The sequence below is a fragment of the Mesorhizobium sp. M7A.F.Ca.CA.002.05.1.1 genome, from assembly GCF_003998335.1.
In the GTDB taxonomy this organism is placed as follows: Bacteria; Pseudomonadota; Alphaproteobacteria; order Rhizobiales; family Rhizobiaceae; genus Mesorhizobium.
Genome location: NZ_RZQI01000225.1, coordinates 1 through 7,537 on the forward strand (window position 1 = coordinate 1; position 7,537 = coordinate 7,537).

The window sequence follows — 7,537 nt, forward strand, 5'->3', positions numbered from 1 at the left end:
GTCCACACCCGTCGAGGCAGCAGGCTGCGGAGGCGGAGGCTTTCACGACGCTGATCTGGTTGAGTACGCCGCCGGATTGGATGACCCGCAACGGCGGCGACCTCGACGCGCTGCCGCGGGAATTGCTTGCGCCCATGCGCGACCACGCCATCGACCTTGTTCATTTCAACGCACCAACGCAGGCGGCGGGATTCGATGCGCCGTGCCCAGCCGTGGTGGTCTCGCATTCCTGCGTGACGACATGGTTCCACGCCGTCAGGAAACAGGCAGTGGATGGCGCATGGGCCTGGCAGAAGGAGCGCAACAGGCGCGGCTTGGATCGGGCCGACGCTGTTATCGTGCCGAGCCGCAGCCATGCCGACATGCTTGAGACCTGCTATGGCCCGATCGCGCGTCTCAGTGTGGTCGGAAATAGTGCCAGTCCGGTGCCGAAGACCGAAAAGCGCCAACCGCTCGTCTTCGCCGCTGCCCGCTGGTGGGACGAGGGCAAGAATGCGGCGGTGATCGACCAGGCCGCGTCGCTGACGCAATGGCCCGTTTTTGCCGCCGGTTCGATGCACGGTCCCAACGGCGGGCGTACCAGCTTCAGCTATGCTGTTCCTCTGGGAGCACTGCCGTCTCACGAGGTGCGCTCCTTGATGGCGCGCGCCGGCATTTTCGTGTCGCCATCAATCTATGAGCCATTCGGTCTGGCCGCGCTGGAAGCTGCCATGTCGGCGACGCCCTTGGTGCTTTCCGACATCGCAACCTATCGCGAACTATGGGACGGGGCCGCGATGTTCTTTCACGCGCGCAATCCCCACGACCTCGCTGCCTGCCTCAATCGTCTCTCCAGCGATGTCGAACTCAGGCGGGAGCTCGGCCAGGCAGCCCTGCGACGAAGCCGCCGGTTTACACTGGCCAGGCAAGCGGCGGCCATGCGAGGCATCTACGACAAGGCGGCCCTGGCCATGGCGGGGCGCTGACCATGCGCTTTCTGTTCTACACCCACTCGGTCGTTTCCGACTGGAACCACGGCAATGCCCATTTCCTGCGCGGTATCATGCGGGAACTGGTCGCGCGCCGGCACCAGGCGGTCGCGCTGGAGCCGTCCGACGGCTGGAGCCGTTCGAACCTGCTGGCTGAGAAGGGATCCTTCGCCATCGAACGCTTCCGCAAGGATTTCCCAGAACTGATGCCGGTGACCTACGATGTCGGGTTCGATCACGAGGCCTGGATCGCTGAGGCCGACGTTGTGATCGTTCATGAGTGGACGGATCCGAAGCTTGTCGCACGTATCGGCCGTGCCCGGGCCGCTGGCGGCAACTTCATCCTTCTGTTTCATGACACCCACCACCGGGCGGTATCGGCGACCGAGGCAATCTCGGCGCTGCGGTTGGAGCACTATGACGGCGTTCTCGCCTTTGGCGAGGCCTTGCGCGAGAGCTATTTGCGCGCCGGCTGGGGCAAGCGCGTCTTCACCTGGCATGAAGCTGCGGACGATCGCCTGTTCAAGCCGCACCCGGAGATCCACCCCACGTCCGATCTGGTCTGGATTGGAAACTGGGGCGACGATGAACGAACCGCCGAACTCAAGGAGTTTCTAATCGAGCCGGTACACGATCTCGGTCTCGAGGCCACCGTGCACGGCGTACGCTACCCCAAGCCCGCACTTGCGGATCTGGCCACCGCCGGACTGCGCTATGACGGATGGATCGCCAATGCCGACGTGCCGAAGGCGTTCGCCGCGCATCGTGTCACCGTCCACATCCCGCGGCGCCCCTATCGTGAGGGTTTGCCTGGAATTCCGACGATCCGCATGTTCGAGGCACTCGCCTGCGGCATTCCGCTGATTTCAGCACCATGGTCCGATGTCGAGCAGCTGTTCAGGCCCGGCGTCGACTTCCTGTTCGCCCACAATGGCTCGCAAATGCGGCAACACCTGCGGGCGGTGTTGGCCGATGCGGATTTCGCGGCTTCCCTGGTGACTTCGGGTCTCGAGACCATCCGCTCGCGGCACACCTGCCAGCACCGCGTCGACGAGTTGTTCGGCGTGCTCACGGAATGCACAACCGAACATACCATCAACAAGACCACCGCAAAGGAAGCCGCCGCATGAAGATGGCATTCTATGGATCGAGCCTTTTGTCGTCCTACTGGAACGGTGCCGCGACCTACTATCGCGGCTTGCTGAAGGCGCTTGCCCAATTGGGCTACGAAATCACCTTCTATGAGCCCGACGTCTACGACCGGCAGAAGAACCGCGACATCGAGGCCCCTGACTGGTGCACAGTGGTCGTTTATGAAGCGACCCAGCACGCGTTGATGCAGGTCGCGGCACGCGCCGCCAGCGCCGACATCGTCGTCAAGGCGAGTGGCGTCGGTTTCGAGGACGAGGCGCTGCTGCGCGCCGTTCTCGACCATGCCCGCAGCGACGCGCTGGTGGTATTCTGGGACGTGGACGCTCCGGCAACCCTTGCCCAGCTGCGCGACGAACCGGACCATCCGCTCCATGGCGCCCTGCAAGAAATCGACCTTGTGCTGACCTATGGCGGCGGCGACCCCGTCGTCTGGGCCTACCGTGCCATGGGGGCGAACGAATGCGTGCCGATTTACAATGCGCTCGATCCCCAAACGCATCACCCGGTCGCCAGCAATGCGCGTTTCGCTTGCGATCTGGCGTTCCTCGGCAACCGGCTGCCGGATCGTGAGGCGCGTGTCGAAGCATTCTTCCTCGATCCCGCAAGCCAGCTGCCGAAACAGCGCTTTCTGCTCGGCGGATCGGGCTGGGGGGACAAGCCGCTTCCCGCCAATGTCGGCTGGCTCGGTCACGTTGGCACCCGCGATCATAATGCCTTCAACGTCACTCCCAAGGCCGTGCTGAACATCAGTCGCGACAGCATGGCCGTAAACGGTTTTTCACCGGCCACGCGTGTCTTCGAGGCGGCCGGCGCCGGTGCCTGCCTCATCACCGACGCATGGCTGGGCGTGGAACTGTTCCTGAAACCAGACGAGGAGATCCTGGTGGCACGGGACGGCGGCGATGTCGCCGAGATCATGCGCTCGCTGACCTCCAGTCGGGCGAAGGCAATCGGCCAGGCCGCACTTTGCCGCGTGCTGGCCGACCATACCTACGCGCTGCGGGCGGACGTGGCCGATGCCGTCTTCAAACGTCATTTCGAGCAGGGGACCGTGGAGGCAGCGGAATGACCAAGCAATTGGACATCGTCTTTCTCGGCCTGTCGCTGTCCTCGTCCTGGGGAAACGGCCACGCCACGACGTTTCGAGGCCTGCTGAAAGGTCTGCACGAACTCGGCCACCGCGTGACCTTTCTGGAGCGAGACGTGCCGTGGTACGCCAACCACCGCGATCTGCGAGATCCGGATTTCTGCGCCTTGCGCTACTACGAAACCACTGCGGAGTTGCAAAGCGACTACGCCCGGTGCCTGGAGCAGGCCGACATTGTCGTCATGGGCTCCTTCGTGCCGGAAGGGCGCGTGGTCATCGACATCGTCGCTTCATTTTGCAAAGGGCGCTTCTGCTTCTACGACATCGACACGCCGGTAACCGTGGCGCAGCTTTCAGCCGATGATTGCGATTACCTGAGCTGGCGGCAGATTCCGTATTTTGATGTCTACTTCTCGTTCACCGGCGGGCCGATGCTTGGCCGTCTGGTGGAGGAGTTCGGCGCGCGCCGCGCCGAACCGCTCTACTGCTCGGTCGACCCGGAACGGCACCACCGGACCGGCGATCCGATCCGCTGGGATCTCGGCTATCTCGGCACCTACAGTGCCGACCGGCAGGCAACGCTGAACGCGCTGCTGCTCGAACCAGCACGGCGTATGCCGGACCGCCGTTTCGTCGTAGCCGGCTCGCAATACCCATCCGACATCACCTGGCCGGACAATGTCGAACGCATCGAACATTTGCCGCCGGCCGATCATGCCGCGTTCTACAGCCGTCAGCGTTACACGCTGAACGTCACACGCAGTTCCATGATCGCTGCCGGATGGTCACCCAGTGTGCGCCTGTTCGAAGCGGCTGCTTGCGGCACGCCCATCATCAGCGATCGCTGGCCAGGGCTCGACAGCTTCTTTCCCGCATCGGCGATTCACAACGCCGGGGAAACGGACGATGTCATCGAAATCCTCTTCGGCGAGTCCGAGCGCACACGCCTCGCCATGGCCCGCCGGGCCCGCGAACGCGTCCTCGCATCCCACACCGGTGCGGCCAGAGCGCGCGAATTCGTGACGGCGTTGACACAGCCAAGGGCGGCGGCCCTCGATTTCGACATCGGAAGCGCAGCATGACCGGCATACAGGAGAAAACGACGATGCGACAAAAAAGAAACGCGCAAAGGGCAAAGGCAGTGCTTGTCGCCGGCGGTGCGGGATTCCTCGGTTCGCATCTTTGCGAAGCATTGCTCCGCGATGGCTGGCGCGTGATCTGCGCCGACAATTTCCTGACAGGGCGCATGGAAAACATCATCTCGATCATGGATCAGCCGGGTTTCCGATTGATCGAGCAGGACATCTGCCGGCCATTGGATCTCGGCGAGCCCGTGGATCGCATCTACAACCTGGCATGCGCTGCCTCGCCGCCGCGTTACCAGGCCGACCCGATACACACCACGCGAACCTGCGTGATCGGCACGCTCAACCTGCTCGAACTCGCTGTCCGATATGACGCGCGGCTGCTACAGGCCTCGACGAGCGAAGTGTATGGCGATCCGGAGCAACATCCCCAGAGGGAGGACTATGTTGGCCATGTGAACTGCACAGGCCCGCGCGCCTGCTACGACGAGGGCAAGCGCACTGCCGAAACGCTTTGCTTCGACTATCTTAGAGCCGGCAAAGCCGACGTGCGCGTCGCGCGCATCTTCAACACCTACGGTCCGAGAATGGATCCGGCGGATGGCCGCATCGTCTCAAACCTGATCATGCAGGCGTTAGAAAAACGTCCTCTGACGATCTTCGGCGACGGCTTGCAAACGCGGTCCTTCTGCTATGTCTCCGATCAGATCGATGGATTGAGGCGACTGATGGACATCGACCCCAATCCGGGCAAGCCGGTCAATCTGGGCAATCCCGGAGAATTCACCATCGTGCGACTGGCGGCGCTGGTGAAGGCGATGACCGGCACCAAATCGGATTTGAGATTTCTGCCGCTGCCGCAAGATGATCCTCGGCGCAGGCAGCCCGATATTTCGCGTGCAAAAGCGCTGCTCGGCTGGACACCGAAGGTGCCCCTCAACGAAGGGCTCAAGCTGACGATCGATTATTTCGCGGCGCTCGAAGGCAGTCGCATCGGCGATCAGATGACAGGCTTTGCCAAAAGAGCGAGGCCGGCATCCGGCGGGCTGCAGAACCTTCCGGCGTGATGCGAGACGGCCGCCGAATCTTTCCCGAGATCGCGCGGAACATCCGCCCAAGCTTGTGGTTTGGCGGGAGGAACCGATACGGAGGATCATCCTCATGCAACCCAAGCGACCCGCGAGGGATATCGACCAGATGGCCGAACGCGAGACGGCTGCCTATCTGCGGCGCGCCTCGATCACCTATCTCGAGTGCTGCGTCAGCTTGATGATGACGCATCTGCAGCGCGAGGAAGTGGCCGCTATTCTCGAGCAGGAAGCAGACATGCTGCGAAGGCTGGACTGATCGGAACGATCATATCAGGCATTCGTCCAGGAACCCTATCAGTCGCATCCTATATCGGTCTGCCGTCGCGGCGAGCCTTGCTTTTTCCCGGCCATTTTCGGATTGCGCAGCCGTGCTCCAGAGCCCGAGCTGGAATGCCAAATAGCACGGTTCGAAAAAGCCGATGTGGCCGTTGTCGATGGCAAGCTTCATTCCTTGGACCAGGGTCCTCACATCGCTGTCGGATAGCCCGTACTCGACACGGGCGCCGGCAATGTCCCACTCTATTGGCTGGCAGCCGATCAAATCGTGTGCCCGGCAATGGTCGACGGCATCTGTCTTGAGCACCCTGCCGTCGGCACGAACGAGAAACTCCCATGGTTGGAGCTTTCCATCGATTTCAACGCGCTGCAGCCCGCTCGCGGGGGCCTGTTTCGAGAGCCAACCGCGCAAGGCTGCCGCGCGTTTTTCGCCCAGGGCTTCCGACGTATTGGAAACAGCCATCTCCGCGAGTGCAAGCAATGATGCACCCGGTTCGCAAGTTCGAAGATTGAGCGCACGCCAGGCCAGGTAATTTGTGAACTCCGCGATCAGTCTTTCCATGGGTAGCGGCGCCTGATCCATCGTGGTGCCGTCAATCCACCGTTCAACCAGAAAGCCATGGCAAAGCGCGACAACTTGCGATCCGAACTCGGCTTCATGCAACATCGTCGCGGTTCGTTTCTTGCGCCGTCCGGTTTCGCCGAGACCCGCGAATTTGACGAGCCAGCGGTCACGCCCGGCGGACGCCAGGAATTTACGCCGCTCGGTACCGCGAGGGCTCGGCGGCCAGCGCCCTTCGTCGGCGTAGTGGGCGGCCCGCCACTCGCCGCCAGATAGCTCGGTCAGGCCTAATTCCGGCCTGCCGACCGCCTCGGCCACCCAATCGCGCAACGTGGGGATTTTCGAGCTTTCGGAGAAGGTGCATTCAAACGCCGTCGCCACATGCTTCGGACAGCGCGACCATGTCTCCCGAGCCTCCCGCGACGCTTCGATGCCCGGGCCGCCTGAATGGCTGGGAAACAGGTGAATGCGGTCCGTATCGATACCCAGTTCACGCAGCCACACGATAACGGCATGCATCGAACTGCCGGACAGGCCAGGACCCTCGTCGACAACGGCGAAACGCGCCGATGGATTGTTCATCCAAGTGGCGATCGACTGCGGATCGGCGTTGATATACCTGCGGAAGGGATGGCCGATCGGGCGAACGCTGAATGGTGCCGGCGCACCAATCGAGGCCGCCACCATAGCTGCCAGCCCGAGGCCGATGCTGCGGACGCCGATCACGCATGTGTTCGCATCGAGACCCGACTTCTGCGCCGCGTCCAAATAGCTTTCGGGATAAAGCGCATAGTGCGCATAACCCTCGGCAGAGCCGGTCACAACCTCGGCCTTGCAGTCGAGCCCGGCCAGCTGTTTGAGAAGTCCCGGATCGATGCCACCGCCGACGCCGAAACCGCTTTGCCACGACTTCGCCACCTCTGCCGCGAGTCCGACCAACAACTTGGCGCCTTGCTGTTGTCGCGGCGAAAAGATGTCGATGCCGCTGGTTTGGAAATCGACATCGGCAAGCGCCTGAACCAGCTCCGACACGCTGATGAATAGTCCGACCAATGCAGCATGGCGTTGGACGCCATGAGACATCCGATCCAGGCTTTCGGCCATTTCGTTTGCTGCTTCCCGAAGCTGCTCTGCGCTCTCGGTCTGCCTGTGGTCGCCGTAGACGATCATCGATCGGTTTTCCAATGTTGCCGTGCGGCAACGCATCGAATGCAGCTTCGATCCATGCAGTCTCGCGCAATTTTTCGATGGGCGGAGGAACATTCCGGCACGCTGATGGTTCGGCGCCAGGAACTTACCTTTGAACAACATAGGGT

General features: G+C 62.3%; 7 protein-coding genes. 6 read left to right on the forward strand and 1 reads right to left on the reverse strand.

The annotated features are described in order from the left end of the window. The 6 genes from EN939_RS13820 to EN939_RS13845 form a co-directional block, all read left to right on the forward strand. Nucleotides 1–965, forward strand: a 965-nt coding sequence (locus EN939_RS13820; RefSeq protein WP_127268452.1) for a glycosyltransferase family 4 protein, incomplete at its 5' end; no start/stop codon positions are given. Nucleotides 966–967: 2 nt separating this feature from the next. After that, nucleotides 968–2,098: a CgeB family protein gene (locus EN939_RS13825; protein WP_127268453.1), complete on the forward strand. Its 1,131-nt coding sequence runs from the start codon at nt 968–970 to the stop codon at nt 2,096–2,098. After that, a complete protein-coding gene (locus EN939_RS13830; protein ID WP_127268454.1) occupies nt 2,095–3,189 on the forward strand; it encodes a CgeB family protein in 1,095 nt (364 codons plus the stop codon). The genes EN939_RS13825 and EN939_RS13830 overlap by 4 nt, the downstream gene beginning before the upstream one ends. Continuing rightward, nucleotides 3,186–4,289 (forward strand): CgeB family protein, encoded by a 1,104-nt coding sequence (locus tag EN939_RS13835; protein WP_127268455.1) that lies wholly within the window; start codon nt 3,186–3,188, stop codon nt 4,287–4,289. Before EN939_RS13830 ends, EN939_RS13835 begins: the two co-directional genes overlap by 4 nt. Nucleotides 4,290–4,312: 23 nt before the next feature. Continuing rightward, nucleotides 4,313–5,359, forward strand: coding sequence for a UDP-glucuronic acid decarboxylase family protein (locus EN939_RS13840; protein WP_027036338.1), 1,047 nt, complete (start codon nt 4,313–4,315; stop codon nt 5,357–5,359). Nucleotides 5,360–5,453: 94 nt separating this feature from the next. After that, nucleotides 5,454–5,639 carry a hypothetical protein gene (locus EN939_RS13845; protein WP_127268456.1) on the forward strand — a complete coding sequence of 62 codons (186 nt, stop codon included), beginning with the start codon at nt 5,454–5,456 and terminating at the stop codon, nt 5,637–5,639. A gap of 9 nt (nt 5,640–5,648) precedes the next feature. Here EN939_RS13845 and EN939_RS13850 read toward each other — a convergent pair. Continuing rightward, nucleotides 5,649–7,537, reverse strand: a 1,889-nt coding sequence (locus EN939_RS13850; RefSeq protein WP_245473086.1) for a hypothetical protein, incomplete at its 5' end; no start/stop codon positions are given.